The organism is Bacillus sp. GW823-FHT06A10, from assembly GCF_058795375.1.
In genome coordinates, this window is record NZ_JBXAHT010000003.1 from 456794 (window position 1) to 476204 (window position 19411).

At 35.2% G+C, this 19411-nt stretch carries 11 protein-coding genes; 5 read left to right on the forward strand and 6 right to left on the reverse strand.

Annotated features, from left to right (window positions below):
- Positions 1-487: 487 nt before the first annotated feature.
- From AC1Q8M_RS23115 to AC1Q8M_RS23125, 3 genes are all read left to right on the forward strand, one after another.
- A complete protein-coding gene (locus AC1Q8M_RS23115) occupies positions 488-10168 on the forward strand; it encodes a SpaA isopeptide-forming pilin-related protein (RefSeq protein ID WP_492334197.1) in 9681 nt (3226 codons plus the stop codon).
- A 489-nt stretch (positions 10169-10657) separates the two neighbouring features.
- The gene (locus AC1Q8M_RS23120; protein ID WP_098400809.1) at positions 10658-12058 is read left to right on the forward strand and encodes a M28 family metallopeptidase; all 1401 of its coding nucleotides are present in this window, start codon (positions 10658-10660) and stop codon (positions 12056-12058) included.
- Between the two features lie 146 nt (positions 12059-12204).
- On the forward strand, positions 12205-12579 hold the full coding sequence (locus AC1Q8M_RS23125; protein WP_000738223.1) for a hypothetical protein: 375 nt from the start codon (positions 12205-12207) through the stop codon (positions 12577-12579).
- 26 nt (positions 12580-12605) lie between these two features.
- Here the strand turns inward: AC1Q8M_RS23125 and AC1Q8M_RS23130 are convergent, their stop codons facing one another.
- The 5 genes from AC1Q8M_RS23130 to AC1Q8M_RS23150 form a co-directional block, all read right to left on the reverse strand.
- Complete coding sequence (locus AC1Q8M_RS23130; protein ID WP_098683895.1) at positions 12606-13277, reverse strand: ABA4-like family protein; 672 nt, start codon at positions 13275-13277, stop codon at positions 12606-12608.
- Positions 13261-13575, reverse strand: a complete 315-nt coding sequence (locus AC1Q8M_RS23135; protein WP_000656690.1) for a hypothetical protein — start codon at positions 13573-13575, stop codon at positions 13261-13263. The genes AC1Q8M_RS23130 and AC1Q8M_RS23135 overlap by 17 nt, the downstream gene beginning before the upstream one ends.
- On the reverse strand, positions 13562-14089 hold the full coding sequence (locus tag AC1Q8M_RS23140) for an RNA polymerase sigma factor (protein ID WP_141532522.1): 528 nt from the start codon (positions 14087-14089) through the stop codon (positions 13562-13564). The genes AC1Q8M_RS23135 and AC1Q8M_RS23140 overlap by 14 nt, the downstream gene beginning before the upstream one ends.
- A gap of 252 nt (positions 14090-14341) precedes the next feature.
- Entirely contained in the window at positions 14342-16012 is a 1671-nt protein-coding gene (gene argS / locus AC1Q8M_RS23145; RefSeq protein ID WP_001086464.1) for an arginine--tRNA ligase, read from the reverse strand.
- On the reverse strand, positions 16012-16449 hold the full coding sequence (locus AC1Q8M_RS23150; protein ID WP_000744343.1) for a YwiB family protein: 438 nt from the start codon (positions 16447-16449) through the stop codon (positions 16012-16014). Before AC1Q8M_RS23150 ends, argS begins: the two co-directional genes overlap by 1 nt.
- Positions 16450-16651: 202 nt before the next feature.
- On the opposite strand from AC1Q8M_RS23150, the gene AC1Q8M_RS23155 reads away from it, so the two are divergent.
- Positions 16652-17638 (forward strand): S66 family peptidase, encoded by a 987-nt coding sequence (locus tag AC1Q8M_RS23155; protein ID WP_097924447.1) that lies wholly within the window; start codon positions 16652-16654, stop codon positions 17636-17638.
- A gap of 25 nt (positions 17639-17663) precedes the next feature.
- On the opposite strand, the gene AC1Q8M_RS23160 is transcribed toward AC1Q8M_RS23155, so the two are convergent.
- Complete coding sequence (locus AC1Q8M_RS23160; protein ID WP_000779932.1) at positions 17664-18026, reverse strand: YxeA family protein; 363 nt, start codon at positions 18024-18026, stop codon at positions 17664-17666.
- A gap of 233 nt (positions 18027-18259) precedes the next feature.
- Between AC1Q8M_RS23160 and AC1Q8M_RS23165 the strand changes: the two genes are divergently transcribed.
- The gene (locus AC1Q8M_RS23165; RefSeq protein ID WP_098360955.1) at positions 18260-19297 is read left to right on the forward strand and encodes a PTS sugar transporter subunit IIC; all 1038 of its coding nucleotides are present in this window, start codon (positions 18260-18262) and stop codon (positions 19295-19297) included.
- Positions 19298-19411: the final 114 nt, after the last annotated feature.

Here is a 19411-nt window from a genome sequence, read left to right on the forward strand (position 1 = left end):
TAATCGCACAACTCTCTTTAGACAAAATAAATGACTATTTTCAAAGTACATATTGTCTTCATTCTGACCAAAACCAACCCTATCTAGCTTTTTATCTCCACATAACTTTAAGGCAAAAATAAGCCTTCACAAAGGGATACACTACATTGGTTAGTATGTATCGTAAAACTTACCTTTATAACCATTCTTTTTTACTAGATATACATGAAAACTATCTCACATATAAAGGTCTGATATCATTCTTTAATATCAGTATTTTTTTCGACATTTTTTGTCGAATTGTGTATATTTCCACAGAACTGTGTAAATATACATTTTGTTTTACGTTAAATAATATTACTTTGAACATAATCCTACTTGTCTGAGAACGCGTATAGAAACGGAGGGATAGCAAAAAGTAAATAGCTTATAAAAAATACTTTTTATATTCCATTTGTTCATGTGGAATAAGTCCCCAATGGACAAATGAATGTTCAGAGGAGGAAAAATGAAAAAACTTTTCAATGTATGTTTAATTGTATTCGTACTATTTTCGCAACTTGCTAGTTTTCCATACAATCAAGTAAAAGCGGAAACCTTAACAGGAGATTCCTTATTTGACACTGTTGAAATGAAAGATGCAACGAATCATATTATTGACGAAGCATTAAATCCTAAAAACTTAATAAATGCAGGATCAATCATTCACCTAGAATATGCTTGGTCAATAAAAGATCATCAAATTGCACAAGAAAAAGATGCAACAGTTCTTCAAATACCTAACGCATTAAAAGTAAAAAATGACCAACAAGGAAACTTGATGGCAGATCAACAAATTATTGGTCAATATTTTGTTACGGCAAACGATAACAAAATGAAAATAGTCTTTAACGATTCAGTAAAAGATTCAAAAGGTGTTAAGGGAAAAATTAAATTTGACACTGTATTCAATCCAGATTTAAAACCTGGCATAAAAGCCGTCCCACTCACTTTCCCTCTAGGTACAGTAGCTAAGACTATCTCAGTTCCTGTTCAAGTAGATAACCCTACTTCACCTACTATTAATAGTGATGATGCTAAGCAGACTACCGAAGAGCAAAAGAACGGTGACGCACAGAAACCTACTGAACAGCCAAAAGATGGTGAAACACAGCAGAAACCTGCGGAACAACCAAAAGACGGGAATCCTCAGCAGCCTGCGAAACATTCAAAAGATGGTGAGACACAGCAGAAACCTGCGGAACAACCAAAAGACGGGAACACTCAGCAACCTGCGGAACAGCCGAAAAACGGGAATCCTCAGCAGCCTACGGAACAGCCAAAAGATGGCGGGACACAGCAACCTACTGAGAACCCTGGTGATAACACAACAGGGCAACCTGTTGAAAATCCAGACCCATCACCTAAGCAAATTAAAGAAAATATTTTAACAAGCGTAAAATTAACAGATAAAGACGGAAAACCATTTAATGATACAGATAATCGTCCAAATCCTGATTCTGCTGCCAATATCGATTTTACATGGGAAGTTTTAGAATCATTAAAAGTAAAAAAGGGAGATTACTATATTTTCCAACTACCGGAATATTTTATCGTCCACAACACCATTACACAGCCTTTAGTTGATGGAACTGGACATGAAATTGGGACGTTCGTTGTTGACTTAAACGGAAAAGTAACTATGACTTTTAACGAGTACGTTGAAGACAATCCTAATATAGATGGTCATTTAAAAGTTGGTACGGAATTCAATAAAACAAAAATTAAAGGGACTACGGAACAAAAAATTCCTTTCCCAATTAAAGAACAAGACGTTATTATCGAGCTTGATTTCAAACCTAATGTAAAGAAATCTATGAATAAAAAAGGTATACCTGATAGACCGATTAATACGAATCAAATCAATTGGACAGTCGAAATGAACAAAACAAAAGACATTCTTACAAACGCTGTCTTCCAAGACAATATTCCAAATGGAGCCAATCTCAATGAAGATTCTATTAAGGTTTATGAGTTAGAAGTAGATATTAACGGGAAAACGACTCGTGGAGCCGAAGTTAGTAAAGAAGAATATACACTCACTTCATCCTCCGATAAATTAAATATCGCTTTTAAAAATGAAACGAAAAAAGCATATCAAATTGAATATGCGACAAAAATTACTGACGAAAGTGTTACTAGTTTCAAAAATGAAGCAAAAGTATCCAGCAAGAATCAAGGAGATGTATCCGCAAATGCAACTGTAACTGTTTCACGCGGTACACATCTAGAGAAAACTAGTAAATATAATCCAAAAACACAAACAATTGAATGGACAATTACTTTCAACGGTGACCAGAGAGAGATTAAACAATCTGATGCGCTTTTAAAAGACATCTTGGACAAATCTCATAAAGTTGATGCAAGTTCTATCGTGGTTAAAAATGCTTCTTATGATAATAACGGAAAACTTGTTACAGGTGACAACGCTACAAACTTTACTGTAAAAGAAACCGATGAGGGATTTGATTTACAATTTAATGAAGATATTAATAGTGCCTATGTGATTACTTATACATCGAAAGCCAAGAATGATGTTATACAAGATGGCGAAATCGAAAATACAATTATTGCAGATGGAAAATGGAGTAAAACAAACAAAGTTACATTACAACAACAAAACATCATAAAGAAACATAATAAAAATGCAAACGATACAGATTACAATAAGAAAACAACGAAATGGACAATTATTGTAAATGATAACAATTACGTGTTAAATGATGCTGTTATCACTGATACGTTTGACTATAGTGGACTTACATTACAAAAAGATAGTTTCAAAATTACTGATGGATCAACTGAACTGAAATTAGACTCTGATTACACACTTGATGTAACAGCTGACGGATTCAAAGTAACACTAGCTGGTATTTATAAGTCTAATATGGATAAAACTTTAACCATCACGTACACAACAGACTTTAATTACGAGACTCTATCTAAAAAGGATGATAATAAATCATTCAAAAATACAGCTGAGTTATCATGGAAAGATATAAATGGGAACGATAAAAATAGTAAATCTCATGATAGATTCAATCCTGACGGCTATACAAAAGGAAACGGATTTAAATACGGTTCTTACAATGCCCAAACGAAAGAAATCAAATGGGACATAGGGTTTAACTATAATAACAGGACTATTAAAGACCCTTCTATCGTTGACGTACTAGAAAACAATCAAAAACTTATACCAGACTCCATTGAGATTCATCATATGGAATTAACTGGTGGTGCAGACGGTTATAAATTAGGGGCACTTGTTTCCCCTGACGAATATACGGTAGAAAATGCAACGAAAGATAATAAAAATACATTAACGATTCATTTTAAAAATGAAATTAAAACAGCGTACCATATCAGCTTTAAAACTTCACTTGCAGGTGAAGAAATTAATAAGCGCTATGATAATTACGCCAAATTAAAAGATGGATCGGAAACTATCGCCAATATTCATGGTGCATTCGAGATCAAAAATGGTGGTAGCGGCGTTACGAAAAAAGCAAAACAAAATGACAAGTACATTGATTGGAGCGTTTCTATTAATGCAAGTCAATCAACGATTGAAAATGCTGTCGTAACAGACGATCCGACAGACAATCAAATTCTCGATGAAAAGTCATTCCACCTATATGGGACAACAGTAGCCGTGGATGGCACTTTAACGAAAGATACAACAAACGAATTAAAAGAAGGAAAAGACTATAAACTCAAAATAACAACAGACAACAATACGGGGAAACAACAATTTACAATTGAATTTCTTCATACTATTGATCGAGCTTATATTTTAGAATACCGTTCACTCATTAATGCAGACAATAATGAAAAGGTAAGCAATAAAGCGAAGATTACTGGTAATAGTTTGAAATTAACAGAAACTGAAAAAATTGAAGAAATAGTAGTTAAAGTATCTTCTGGATCTGGAGGCGGTTCTGCTACTAAGGGACGCGGAAACCTTCAAATTAAAAAAGTAGATAATGCAGATCCAAATAAAATTTTATCTGGCGTAGTATTTACTTTATTCGATCGCACAGGTACAACTGCTATTCGAACAATTACAACAGACGACAATGGTATCGCTCAGTTTAACAACTTAAAACGCGATGAATATCTGCTTAGAGAAATGAAAACTCTTGATGGCTATGTCATTAGTAAAGAATTAAAAGCAGGTAAACTTGTTAAGCTTGGTGCAGAAGAAACTACAACATATACTCTTAAAAACGAGAAATTTGTTGGAAAAGTAGTACTTACAAAGACCGATGCTCATAACAAAGAAAAGCTTAAAAATGCAGTTTTCTCTCTGCTTGATCAAAACCATAATGTCATTCCTGAACATAAAGAATTAATAACAAATGATAAAGGACAAATTACTGTAGATAATTTAAAACCAGGAACTTACTACTTAAAAGAAATAAAGGCTCCTGAGCATTATCAATTAGATGATCGACTTATTGAATTTAAAATCGAGGAAGATCAAACAACAGTAATTAATAAAGAGGCCCAAAACAGCTTAATTAGAGGCTCAGCTATCCTAAAAAAAGTTGATAAAGAGGGTAATACTTTAGAAGGTGCAGTATTTAGTGTACGGGACCGAAATAACAAAAAAATCCCTGGTTATACCAAATTAACGACAAATGGTAACGGACAAATCGAAGCGAAAAATTTACTTCCTGGAGAGTACCAATTTGTTGAAGAAAAAGCACCTGAACATTATGAAATAGATAAAAAACCGCTTAAATTTACAGTTGAAAAGAGCCAACAGAAAGCACTTACTGTTACAGCGACAAATCACCTCATTAAAGGTGGTGTCACTTTAACGAAAGTCGATGATGTCGATGGCACTGCCCTTGAAGGTGCTGTATTTAAAATTGTCGATGCGAATGACGAGAAACAAATAATTCGTGAAAATATAAAAACAGGTTCAGATGGAAAAGTTACCGTTAAAGATCTAGAGCCTGGTGCTTATAAATTTATCGAAACAGAAGCTCCTAAGGATTATACGTTAAGTACAAACCCTATCGAGTTTACAATTGATAAAAGCCAACAAACTCTTGCTACTGTTACGGCAAATAACAGCTTAAAAACGGGCGAGGTTGAATTATTAAAAGTTGATGAGTTTGGTGAGAAAAAACCACTAGAAGGTGCTGTATTCAAACTTGTCGATACAAATAATAATGACGTTTCCCCTCACACTAACTTAACTACTGATAAACACGGTAAAGTTAAAGTTAGTAACCTACGTCCTGGTACGTATAAATTTATTGAAATAGCTGCTCCTGAACATTACGTTTTACGAGCAGAACCTATTGAATTTACAATCGATAGAAGTCAGAAAGAAACTCTACTTGTGAAAGCTGAAAATGCTTTAAAACCAGGAGATGTTGAATTAACAAAAGTTGATGATATCGATGGTACAGCTCTTGAAGGTGCTGTATTTAAAATTGTTGATGCAAATGATGAAAAGAAAGTTATTCGCGAAAATGTAAAAACTGGTGCGGATGGTAAAGCTATCGCTACTGGCTTACGCCCTGGCGATTATAAATTTATCGAAGTAACAGCACCGAAGTATTACGACAAAAATACAAAACCAATTAAATTTACGATTACAGAAAGTCAAACAACTCAGGCTACTGTTACCGCTAAAAACAGCTTAACAAAAGGCGGTATTGAGTTAACAAAAGTGAATGCTGCAGATGAAAAGGAAACACTTGAAGGTGCAGTATTTAAAATCGTTAATAGAGATACTAATGAAGATGTTCGTACGGACCTTGTTACGAATAGTAAAGGAATTCTAGTTGTAGATGACTTACGTCCTGGTAACTATAAGCTTATCGAAACAAAGGCTCCAACTTATTACGATGTAAATGTAGAACCAATTGAATTTACAATCGAAAAAGGACAACAAAAACTCCTTCCACTTACATTTAAAAATAGTTTAACGAAAGGAAAAGTTAAACTTATTAAAGAAGATGATGTGGAAAGTAGTAAAGCTCTTGCCGGCGCTGTATTCACATTGCAAGATGCAACTGGCAAAGAAATTATGAAAGATTTAACAACAGATGATTACGGAGTATTAGTTATTCCTGATTTAGCACCAGGGGATTATCAATTTATCGAAACAAAAGCCCCTGAACATTATAAATTAGACAAAACACCTATTAAGTTCACAATTAAAAAAGGTAGTAAGGAAGATCTTCCTATCCCTGTTACTGTAAAAAATAGTTTACTTACAGGTGGCGTCACTTTAACAAAAGTTGATGATGTTGATGGCACTACTCTTGAAGGTGCAGAATTTATAATCGTTGACGCTCATGATACTAAAAAGGTAATTCGCAAAGGTTTAACAACTGATAAAAACGGTAAAATTTCTGCTTCTGATTTACGTCCTGGAGACTATCAATTTATTGAAGTAAAAGCTCCAAAAGACTATACCTTAAGCAAAGACCCTATTCCATTCACTATCGAAAAAAGTCAAAAAGAGAATATTACTGTTACTGCTACTAACAGTTTAAAGAAAGGTGCAGTAACATTAACAAAAATTGATGACATCGATCGTACGATGCTCGAAGGTGCAATCTTTAAGATTGTGGATATGAATGGTAAGGAAGTTCATACGAATCTTGTTACAGATAAAAACGGTAAAATTTCTGTTTCTGATTTACGCCCTGGAGACTATCAGTTCATTGAAACAAAAGCTCCTGAGCACTATGTATTAGATGAAACAACGATTCCATTTACAATTGAAAGAAGTCAAACGAAAGAGATCAATGTTACAGGCAAAAATGCTTTGAAAAACGGTAGCGTTGAACTAACAAAGATTGACGATATTGATATAACTACAAAACTTGCTAACGCCGTATTTAATTTATTAGATGCAGACGGAGAGCTAGTTAAAAAAGGCTTAAAAACAAATGATGAAGGTAAAATTGTTGTTGAAAACCTACGTCCTGGTACGTATCAATTCGTTGAAACAATTGCTCCTGAACATTACGATTTAGATAAAAAACCTATCGTATTTACAATTAAAAAGAGCCAAACTGAAACTCTTCATATCACTGCTACAAATGCTTTAACAAAGGGTGCAGTTAAACTTTCTAAAGTAGACGATGTTGATGGCACTGTTCTTAAAGATGCAGTATTTAAAATTGTTAATATGAACGGTGATGTAGTTCATAAAGACCTTGTTACAAATGAACAAGGAATAATCGAAATTAATGACCTACGTCCTGGTGATTACCAATTTATCGAAACGAAAGCTCCTAAGCATTACGTTTTAGATGAAACACCAATCAAATTCACTATTGAAAAAGGACAGAAGAGAGCTATTTCTTTAACTGCTACAAATAGCTTAAAACAAGGTAGTATCGAATTACTTAAAGTTGATGATTTAAACACTCAAACAAAACTTGCTGATGCGGTATTTAATTTACTGGATCAAGATGGCAAAGTACTTAAAACAGATTTAAAAACAAACAGTGAAGGTAAAATCGTTATCGAAAACTTACGTCCTGGTACGTATCAATTCGTTGAAATAACGGCTCCTGAACACTATGATTTAGACAAAAAACCAATTATATTTACAATTGAAAAAAGCCAAAAAGATATTGCTACCGTTACTATGAAAAATAGTTTAACAAAAGGCGGCGTGGAACTTTCTAAAGTGGATGACGTCGATGGCACTACTCTTGAAGGCGCAGTATTTAAAATTGTGGATATGAATGGTACTGTAATTCGCAAAAATCTTGTTACGAATCAACAAGGTAAAATTAGCGTTTCTGACCTACGTCCTGGTGATTATCAATTCATCGAGACAACGGCTCCGAAACACTACGATTTAAACAAAGAGCCAATTCCATTCACAATTACAAAGAGCCAAGCTGATCCTATCTCCGTTACAGCTACAAATAGCTTAACGAAAGGCGCTGTGGAACTTTCTAAAGTGGATGATGTAGATGGTACTGCTCTTAAAGATGCGGTATTTAAAATTACTGATCTGAATGGTAACGAGATTCGTACTGAGCTTACAACAGATGTACATGGAAAAATTTCCGTTTCTGATTTACGTCCTGGGGACTATCAGTTTGTTGAAACGAAAGCTCCTGAACACTATAAATTAGATAGTACACCTATTAAGTTTACAATTAAGAAAAGCCAAAAAGAAAAGCTCCAAGTTACTACTACAAATAGCTTAACTGAGGGTGCTGTAGAATTAATAAAAGTGGATGATATAAATCCAGATACAAAACTTTCTGATGCAGTGTTTAACATCATCGATGCGAAAGGTAAAATTGTTCGCACTGATTTAACTACTGATAAAGATGGTAAGATTACTGCTACGAACTTACGCCCAGGAGACTATCAATTCATTGAAACGAAAGCTCCTAAGCATTACGATTTAAATAAAACACCTATTAGCTTCACTATCGAAAGAAGTCAACTAACTCACGCTTCTGTTACTGCTAAGAATGGCCTAACAAAAGGTGGCGTGGAATTAACGAAAGTTGACTCTATAGATAAGAAAGAAATGCTAGAAGGTGCGGTATTTAAAATTACTGATCTGAACGGTAACGACATTCGTACGAATTTAGTTACCAATAAAGACGGAAAAATCATCGCTAAAGACTTACAACCAGGAGACTATCAATTTATTGAAACAAAAGCTCCTAAACATTACGACTTAAATGAAGAACCAATTAAGTTCACAATCGAAAGAAGTCAAACAAAGCATGTCTTCGTTACAGCTATTAATAGCTTAACGAAAGGTAGTGTTGAGTTAATTAAAGTTGATGATGCCAAGCAAAACACAACACTTGAAGGTGCAGTATTTAAAATTGTTAATAAGGATGGACACGATGTTCGTACCGATTTAACTACTGATAAAAACGGCCGTTTAGTTGTGGATGAATTACCGCCAGGAGACTATGAGTTTATCGAAACAAAAGCTCCTGAACACTATGACTTAAACAAAACACCTATTAAGTTCACAGTTAAAAAAGGCCAAAAAAAAATCGCCTCTGTTACTGCTACGAATAGCTTAACTAAAGGCGCAGTTGAATTAACTAAAGTTGATGACATCGATGGTACTACTCTTGAAGGAGCAATCTTTAAAATTGTAGATATGGACGGCAAGGATGTTCGTTCTGATTTAACTACTGATAAAGATGGGAAGATTTCTGTTTCTGATTTACGTCCGGGAGATTATCAGTTTATTGAAACGAAAGCTCCTAAGCATTATGACTTAAACCAAAATCCTATCAAGTTTACTGTTGAAAAGAGCCAAACTGCTAAAGCTTCTGTTACTGCTACTAACAGCTTAACTAAAGGCGCAGTTGAATTAACTAAAGTTGATGACATCGATGGTACTACTCTTGCAGAGGCTATCTTTAAAATTGTAGATATGAACGGTAAGGATGTTCATTCTGATTTAACTACTGATAAAGATGGGAAGATTTCTGTTTCTGATTTACGTCCAGGAGATTATCAGTTCATTGAAACGAAAGCTCCAACTGGCTATGATTTAAACATTAAACCAATTCCTTTCACAATTACGAAAGGACAATCTCAGGTTACCTCTGTTACAGCTTTAAATAGTTTAACAACAGGTTCAATTGAGTTAACTAAAGTTGATATTGATCACCATGGAACACTTGAAGGTGCCATTTTCAATATTTTAGACCAAGATGGAAAAATCATCCGAGAAGGTTTAAAAACAGACCAACACGGAAAAGTAATCGTAAATGATTTGAAACCTGGTAATTATCAATTAGTAGAAACACAGGCTCCTAAAGGCTATCAATTAGATGCATCACCAATAAACTTTACAATTGATAAAGCCCAAGCTACACCACTACAAATTACAGTTTCAAATAAAAAGATTGAATCTTCGTCAGGTGGAGATGACAAGCCAGTTACTCCTCCAAATAAAGAAGAAAACAAAGGCAATGAAACATCTGAGAAACACAAAAACGGAACTTCCGAAGAAACATCAAATGAAACAGATAACAAACAGCAAGATGATCGAAATACGGATAAACACCTTCCAAATACAGGTCATAAAAAAGACCCTACACAAACAGTAGGTATCGTCCTTCTACTAGCTGGATTATTAAGTATTTTAGCTACAAAACGCAAAAAACATTATTAATAATGTTTTTACATCCAATCAATCTCTCAATTGATTGGATGTTTTTTTATACAAAAAGGACGATACATAAAGTATCGTCCTTTTAACGGGGTGAGGCTGCCCAAAAGTACGGAAAACCTTTGAACAGCCTCTTATTTTCATATGGATGCCTTACATATATCACTGATAATAATTATGAAATGCGGAAACATAATTACCATCAACTGATTCAAACATGAGAAATGAAACCCTACAGTGGTTCCATTTCTCTACATAATCTAAAGTTTGGGTACACTAGATTCATGCAATGTAGGAGCTTTCAGAGTAGAAAGCGAACCTTCGTTTAAAATGATAGCATACATATCTTCCTCAAAAATATGCAAATATGCATATATTGTTTTTATTTCTCAATGTCAGAATATTGAAAAATAAAAGACACGAAGGTAAAATAAAGTCATTATCCGTCTTCTTTTGTCAGTCACAGAGAATAGAAGAATAGGAGAGGAAAAAATGAGAAAATCATTGAAACAAAAAATAGTAAGCTCTTTGCTTGCTGTATCACTCGCTGTTAGCTTAGCTCCAATTGGGCAAGCAAAAGCGGATTCCACGTCAGAGGTTACACAAACTCCATCTATTACAAAACAGATTGATCCAAACCGCGCAATTGAACATGTTCGTTTCTTATCTGAAACAATTGGTCCTCGACCCGGTGGAACAAAATCCGAAGAATGGGCTTCTCGTTACATTGGTATGCAGCTTAAATCGATGGGCTATGAAGTAGAATATCAGCCATTTCAGGTTCCCGATCAGTACGTTGGATTCATTGAATCACCACTGTCAATAAAACGTAATTGGCAAGCTGGTGCTGCTCCTAATTCACTAATTTCTACAGAAGCTGTTACAGCTCCCCTTATCTTTGTTCAAGGTGGGACAAAATTAGAAGATATTCCAAATGAAGTAAACGGTAAAATTGTTTTATTTGAAAGAGGAACGACAATTACAGACTATAATAAACAAGTTGAAAATGCTGTTAGCAAAGGTGCAAAAGGTGTTCTTTTATACAGTTTAATTGGCGGACGCGGAAATTATGGACAAACCTTCAATCCCCGCCTAACGAAAAAGCAATCTATCCCTGTCTTTGGTCTTGCTTATGCGCAAGGAAATGCATTTAAAGAAGAAATCGCTAAAAAAGGGACAACAATTCTTTCCCTAAAAGCGAAACATGAATCTAAATTAACATCTCTAAATGTTATCGCCAAAAAGAAACCAAAAAAGAGTACCGGTAATGAAAAAGCAGTCGTTGTAAGTTCACACTATGATAGTGTTGTCGGAGCACCTGGCGCAAATGATAATGCTTCTGGAACTGGATTAGTATTAGAACTAGCTCGTGCTTTTCAAAATGTAGAAACTGATAAGGAAATTCGTTTTATTACCTTTGGTTCTGAAGAGACTGGCTTACTTGGCTCCGATTATTACGTTAATAGTCTATCCCAAAAAGAACGCAATCGAATTTTAGGTGTCTTTAACGCAGACATGGTTGCAACAAATTATGATAAAGCAAAGAATTTATACGCTATGACACCTGATGGCTCTACAAACTTTGTAATAGATGCTGCCTTGCAAGCAGGTAAACAACTAAATAATGACCTCGTCCTACAAGGTAAATTCGGTTCTAGTGATCATGTTCCATTTGCTGAAGCTGGTATTCCTGCTGCTCTATTTATTTGGATGGGTGTCGATAGTTGGAATCCATTAATCTATCATATTGAGAAGGTATACCATACACCTCAAGATAACGTATTAGAAAATATTTCACCTGAACGAATGAAAATAGCATTAGACGTTATCGGAACAGGGGTTTATAACTCGCTTCAAAAACCTGTTACTCAAACTGAACAGAAAGCTGCTTAATCAATAAAAGACCACTGATTTTTATCAGTGGTCTTTTATTGAGAAAAAATATATATGCATAAAAGCATATTTTATCCTCCTCATTATCGTATACAATATTAACTGTAACAATATCGATTACAACTTATAAGGAGGCTTTTTCTATTATGAAAAAAATGATTTTAGCAGGTGCGTTAACTTTAGCAGGAATTACCGGCGCTACCGCGTTTATTCCTGAAACAAAAGTCGCTGCTGCCGCTCAAGAACAAAGCTTTACAAAATTTTATTCTTTGCAAACTGGAGGTAGTTCTGAACAAGAACCTGTTTTCCTTCAAAAGGGACAAGAGTTAACAATTCAACCTAACAGCAAAACTCCTAGTTACAGTGTTTATGACTCAAATCATAACCTTATTGGACGTTATTCTGATGGTTACGGCCGAATTTTCACTGCAAAAACAGATGGAAATATGTACGTTCAATTTCATGCACCTTACGTTTACTATAGTCCTGTTAGTTTTTCTGTTACTTATACAATCCAATAAAATAAAGGGCCTTTCTCAAGGGCCCTTTATTTTGCTTCCCAATTCACTTTTACAAAACCATCTTTCACCATTAAACCACTTATATTAAATACATACTTTTCATTTGCTTTTAATGTAGCTTTAAAAGTACCTTTTTTCGATTCACAGATTTCTTTTAACTCTCTTATACCTTCTCCTTTCCTTTCATATAAGCTAAAGCATAAGTTACCATGTTTTGCATCTGTTTCATAAGAAAATGTTACTTCTGTATCTTTTGCATACTCAAGTTCAATACCTTTCCCAGCAATATCCCATGATGAGAATTTTGCCTCGTAACTTGTCTCCCCTTGCTTCTCATTTTCTAAATATATATCACCAGCTCTCCACATATCATCTAGCGTTTGAACAAAAGCAAAGCCGCTAAGTAATACAAACATCGCGCTTGCAAATATGACAACTAATGTTATCTTTTGTTTTTTCATAACCTTCATCTTATGTTCTCCTTCTATTTTCTTGTTACTTCTTCGTATCATATATAACAAAACTCCAATAAAAAATGGCAATACAATCGCTATAACACTCCACCACTTACTTATTCCACGCGTTTTCGCATCTGTATACACCCATGATGCTACACATACTAAAAGTGCTATAAAAGCCAAAAACATTGTAATCCCAGCTATCTCAAATACTACAAATGGATTAGCGAACTCTATCATGTAATTTATACTCCTTCTTTAAAAATGACTGTATGACAACGTATATAGGAATGTATAGGTGCATCATAATAACTATCGTTATAATGACAGATATTTTATGATCCAAATGACTAACAAACTGCTCTAGGGTGACTGTTAATACAATCATCCAAATAGCATGAATGAAAACAACCCATCTCTTTTCTAATTTCCGAGCATTTCGCACGCTCTGTTTCGTATGATTTATCAGCTCTTCGCTAGGAATCATCTCTCCCGCTAAACTGCTCTTTATTTTCTGTTCAAATTTATCTTCCTTCATGCACGAAACCCTCCAAATGTTCTCGCATTTTCTTTTTCGCATAATTGAGACGATACTTCACCGTACCAATCGGTATATTTAATATTTCACTCATTTCCTTGTAAGAATATTGTTCATAGTAATAGAGTACGAGTACCGTTTTATATTTTTCATTTAATAACTGTATTACTTCCCATATCATTTCCGCTTCCACTTTTTGAATAAATTCTTCTGATATATTCACTTCATCTGCGAAATCTATTTCTCCACCATCTTCTTTATGAAACAAATCCAATATTCGGTCTTTCCACCTTTTTTTCTTACGATAAAAATCATAAAACGTACGAACACAAATTGTAGTGATCCACTTTTTATAATTATCCACATAAGAAAGTTGGTGCCTTGATGAAAAAACCTTTATCCACGTCTCTTGAAAAATATCTTCCGCATCTTCTTTCGTTTTCGCTAACTTATAGCATAAGGAATATATTTGCTGCTTATATATATCAATTAATTCTTCTACCTTTTCTTCCATCATAAGCCTCCTGTCATTTATATAAGACGACGCAAATTATCCTTTTGTTTGATAAAATTTTATTTTTTTATTATCTCCATACAAAAAGGCAATCACAACATCGTGTGATTGCCTTTTACTGAAAGCGAAAAATCGGCTCCGCTTTGCTAGAATACTCGGTGGCTTCGCGCCTTCCTCCGAGGCAAAGTACGCCTCTCTGTCAGGAGCTCCATCCCCCTCCTATTCTAAACGAGCCGCTTTCGCTTTTCTTAATTACATTTTTTCTGGTGCAGATACTCCTACGATTGCTAATGCATTTTGAAGTGTAGTGCGTACTGCTTTCATTAACTCGTAACGAGCTTTACTTAATTCTAAGTTATCTTGGTTCAATACTTTTTCTGCATTGTAGAAGCTGTGTAATGCTGCTGCTAATTCAAATGCATAGCTTGTAATGCGGTGTGGCAGACGTTTTTGTGCTGCATCCGCAACTACAGCTGGGAATTCACCAAGTTTTTTCAGTAACTCTACTTCTTTCTCAGAAGTAACAAGTTTGTAATTCACGTCTCCATCTGCAGCTAATCCTAACTCTTCACCTTGACGAAGGATACTGCATACACGAGCATGAGCATATTGTGCATAGTATACTGGGTTTTCATTAGATTTTGATACAGCTAAGTCCATATCGAAGTCTAAATGAGAATCACCGCTACGCATCGCGAAGAAGTATCTCATTGCGTCCACGCCTACTTCTTCCATAAGCTCACGAAGTGTAACTGCTTTACCTGTACGCTTACTCATTTTCATTTTTTCACCATTTTGGTACAGTTGTACCATTTGGATGATTTCTACTTCAAGTGTTTCTTTATCGTAACCTAGCGCTTGAATAGCAGCTTTCATACGAGGAATGTAACCGTGGTGGTCAGCACCCCAAATGTTGATTAACTTATCGAAACCACGCTCTAATTTATCACGGTGATAAGCGATATCTGGCGTTAAGTATGTGTAAGAACCATCATTTTTAATTAATACACGGTTTTTGTCGTCACCGTAAGTCATTGAACGGAACCAAGTTGCTCCGCCTTCTTCAAAGATTTCATCACGCTCTTTTAATACAGCAAGTGCAGCATCAATTTTTCCGTTTTTGTATAATGATGTTTCTGAGAACCATACATCAAATTTAACACGGAAGCTCTCTAAGTCTTTTTGAAGTTTTGCTAACTCATATTTCAAACCATATTCACGGTAGAATTCATAGCTTTCTTTTTCATCAGCTTTTGCGTAACGATCACCAAACTCTTCAGCTAAACGTTTACCGATTCCAATGATATCCGCACCATGGTAACCGTCTTCTGGCATTTCTTTCTCTAAACCTAATGCTTGCATGTAACGAGCTTCAACAGAAAGAGCTAAGTTATGAATTTGGTTACCAGCATCATTAATATAGTACTCACGAGATACATCGTATCCTGCTTTTGCTAATACGTTACATAAAGTGTCACCTACTGCCGCACCACGTGCATGTCCTAAGTGAAGGTCACCTGTTGGATTCGCAGATACGAACTCAACTTGTACTTTTTCACCTTTACCAGTGTTCGTTTCACCGTAAGCTTCACCAGCGTTTACGATTGTTGGAATTAAATCTGTTAAGTAGCTATTATCCATATAGAAGTTAATAAAACCAGGACCAGCGATTTCGATTTTTTCAATAGAAGCTTTTGCTTTATCGAAGTTTGCAACTAGTTCTTCTGCAATCATACGAGGTGCTTTTTTCGCAACGCGTGCAAGTTGCATTGCCATATTTGTAGAGAAGTCACCATTTGTTTTATCTTTTGGAGATTCTAATACAACGTTTGGAATCTGTTCTTCTGTCGCTAATTCTGCCTTTAATACAGCAGCTTGAATTTCTTCTTTAATCAATCCTTTTACCTGTTCTAAGGAATTCATTATTTTGCCTCCTTCAAATTAATTGTAATTGTATATCTGCCAGCTTCTTGTTCACTTAGAAGCAATGCGTACGTTAAGAAGAGTTGTCCTTTTTTCTTTTCATCCGACCATTTAAAAAGAACGTTATCAGTTTTCGTTTGCAGTGCAAACGTACCAAGTTCACTCGTATACGTACCCGTTGTCCATTCACCTTTCACATGCGTCTGACGCATAGAAATAGCACCTGAACGCATAATGAGAACTTGTTCATCTTGAATTTTAATAATTGTTTTCACTTCGCCTTGTTCGTTCGGCTCCTGGAATGTTACATATGTACCTTGACCTTTTACATAGTATTGACCATTTGCTTCAAAAGCAACGGTTTCCTTCCTCGCCCCTTCACGGATTTCTGTTACGAAATGAACGTGTACCGGCAAGCCTGCAAGTTGTTTCTTCACGTCTTGCACACCTTTCAAATGTTATAGATATTAAATACTACTTATAATAAATCACTTTTCCTATCATATCAAAAAAAGACGCTGTCTGTCTGCTGAAAAATCAGGAAAACTCCATTTCAAAAAATAATTCACTTCTACTTTATTTCATGTGATAAAATATTTTTTAAATCTAAATATTCTTTTAATTATAGAGGTGAATTCAGTGATACCAACAAAGTTAAAAAAGGGTGATGAAATACGCGTGATTTCACCATCCTGTAGTTTAAGTATTGTTTCAAATGAAAATAGAAAACTTGCTACAAAAAGATTAACTGACATGGGCTTTCAAGTTACATTCTCAAAATATGCCGATGAGATAGATCAATTTGCTTCCTCTTCTATTTCTTCCCGCATTCAAGACCTCCATGAAGCATTTGGAGACCCTAATGTAAAAGCTATTTTGACGACACTTGGCGGATACAACTCCAATGGTTTATTGAAACATCTCGATTATGATCTAATTCGTAAAAACCCGAAATTTTTCTGTGGTTATTCTGATATTACTGCCTTAAATAATGCAATTTACACAAAAACAGGGCTTGTTACATATTCGGGTCCCCACTTCTCTTCATTTGGAATGGAGAAAGGGCTCGAGTATACAAACGATTACTTTTTACAATGCTTAACCACTAATGAGCCTATTGAAATCATTCCGGCGGAAACGTGGAGCGATGATTCTTGGTATATGGATCAGGAAAATCGAGAATTTATAAAAAATGAAGGGTATGTTCCAATTCAAGAGGGGGAAGCGACAGGAGAAATTATCGGTGGCAATATGAGCACACTTAATTTACTACAAGGCACACCATATATGCCAAACTTAAAGGGCAAAATTTTATTCCTTGAAGAAGACAGTTTAACAGGAAAATCAACGCTTAAAACTTTTGATCGCTATCTACATTCCCTTATGCAGCAACCTGATTTTGAACATATAACAGGTATTGTAATAGGAAGAATGCAAAAAGAAGCAGAATGTACGATAGCGGACATTCAAGAAATGATTTCTTCAAAACCTGAACTTGCACATATTCCTATCATTGCAAATGCAAATTTTGGACATACAACTCCAATTTTTACTTTTCCAATTGGTGGACGTGCCAAAATCATTTCTAACAAAGAAAATACATCTATCACTATTTTAACGCACTAAAAAAGGAGCGAACGATTCGCTCCTTTTATGATTTTTCTATTTTTTGCAATGCTTTTTGCGGGATTGACTCTTTCGTTATTTCAGCCCATCCTTTTCCTTGCATACCTTTTGCATAAATTTTTATAAAAGCACCTGCATGCAATTCACGATTTACCATTCTTTTAATAATTTGTTGCTTTCCGTCCTCTGTATACCCTTTAAATGTATACAAATATTCACCGTCTTTTTTCTCACCTTTATCTACAACCGCATAATAATCTTGTATTTCTTTATTTGAAAAGAAGTTGTCTACAAAAGCATGTACACCTTCTGTTTTTGTGTTTAAATAATATGCTGTTCCCCCTAAAATGATGGCGAATACAGCTAAAACTTTAATTACCAATTTCATACATGCGCCTCCTGTTTGCACTTCTTTCTCACTAGTATTATATCTATACTTGTATTATACGGAAAAGAGCATACTATACTCTATCTAAAAGTCTTACACTTTCCTTACATTATTGTAAGGGATTTTTTCTTAAAGCAAGTTCCCAAGAAAAAATTTTTCCGTTTCATACACTTTTATATTATTATTGAATGATACGAATTTTTATTACAAAAATCAAAGGAGACAGTTTTCAAATGGCTATCTTGCAAGGTTTAGCACTATTACTTGTTGTACTTTGTCTATTTACACTTTTCAGTTACCGTGCGCCTTACGGAATGAAGGCGATGGGCGCTTTAGCTAATGCAGCAATCGCAAGTTTTCTTATTGAAGCATTTCACCGTTATATAGGTGGAGAAATGTTTCATAATGACTTTTTACAATCAGTAGGAGAAGCTTCTGGTAGTATGAGCGGTGTCGCAGCAGCGATTTTAGTCGCATTAGCAATCGGTGTTTCCCCCGTATACGCTGTTTTAATTGGTATCGCTACTAGTGGATTCGGTATTTTACCAGGATTTTTCGCCGGATACGTTTGTGCCTTCGTCGTGAAATTTCTCGAAAAGAAATTACCGGCTGGTGTGGAATTTTTAGCAATCCTATTTATCGCTGCACCAATCTCACGTGGAATGGCAATGCTTATGGATCCGCTCGTTAACGCAACACTTGGTAAAATCGGTTCTATGATATCAGTTGCAACTACAGAAAGTCCTATCATTATGGGTATTATGCTTGGTGGATTAATAACAGTTATTTCTACCTCTCCACTGAGTTCTATGGCACTAACTGCAATGCTTGGATTAACAGGTTTACCAATGGCAATTGGTAGTCTTGCCGTAGCAGCCTCAGCCCCGATGAACTTTATTTTCTTTAAGCGACTAAAAATTTGCTCAAAGAAAGACACAATCGCTGTAGCAATCGAGCCTTTAACACAAGCAGATGTTGTTTCAGCAAATCCAATTCCAATTTATGCAACAAACTTCGTTGGCGGTGCACTTGCCGGTATTATTACATCGCTATTCCAGCTTGTTAATAATGCACCAGGAACAGCATCACCAATTCCAGGTCTTCTTGTCCTATTCGGATTTAATGACGTTATAAAAGTAACGATTGCTGCTGTACTATGTGGAATCGTTACCACTATTGTCGGATACATGGGGTCTATTGTGTTCCGTAAATATCCGATCCGCTCTGCTGATGAAATTCGTGGAGTTACTTCGGAAGAGAAGGTTGCATAAGAAAAAGAGCTATTCCCATCGTTTGAGAATAGCTTTTTTTGTGTTGCGTAACGGTAAATGAAATTATATCGGCGATTTTTTAAATATATCGACTTACCGACACATAACGACAAA

Bases quoted from the DNA above. Each gene is read 5' to 3' on its own strand.
- AC1Q8M_RS23115 (WP_492334197.1), top strand. From the start codon at position 488: ATGAAAAAACTTTTCAATGTATGTTTAATTGTATTCGTACTATTTTCG.
- AC1Q8M_RS23120 (WP_098400809.1), top strand. From the start codon at position 10,658: ATGAGAAAATCATTGAAACAAAAAATAGTAAGCTCTTTGCTTGCTGTA.
- AC1Q8M_RS23125 (WP_000738223.1), top strand. From the start codon at position 12,205: ATGAAAAAAATGATTTTAGCAGGTGCGTTAACTTTAGCAGGAATTACC.
- AC1Q8M_RS23130 (WP_098683895.1), bottom strand. From the start codon at position 13,277: ATGATAGAGTTCGCTAATCCATTTGTAGTATTTGAGATAGCTGGGATT.
- AC1Q8M_RS23135 (WP_000656690.1), bottom strand. From the start codon at position 13,575: ATGAAGGAAGATAAATTTGAACAGAAAATAAAGAGCAGTTTAGCGGGA.
- AC1Q8M_RS23140 (WP_141532522.1), bottom strand. From the start codon at position 14,089: ATGGAAGAAAAGGTAGAAGAATTAATTGATATATATAAGCAGCAAATA.
- argS (WP_001086464.1), bottom strand. From the start codon at position 16,012: ATGAATTCCTTAGAACAGGTAAAAGGATTGATTAAAGAAGAAATTCAA.
- AC1Q8M_RS23160 (WP_000779932.1), bottom strand. From the start codon at position 18,026: ATGAAATTGGTAATTAAAGTTTTAGCTGTATTCGCCATCATTTTAGGG.
- AC1Q8M_RS23165 (WP_098360955.1), top strand. From the start codon at position 18,260: ATGGCTATCTTGCAAGGTTTAGCACTATTACTTGTTGTACTTTGTCTA.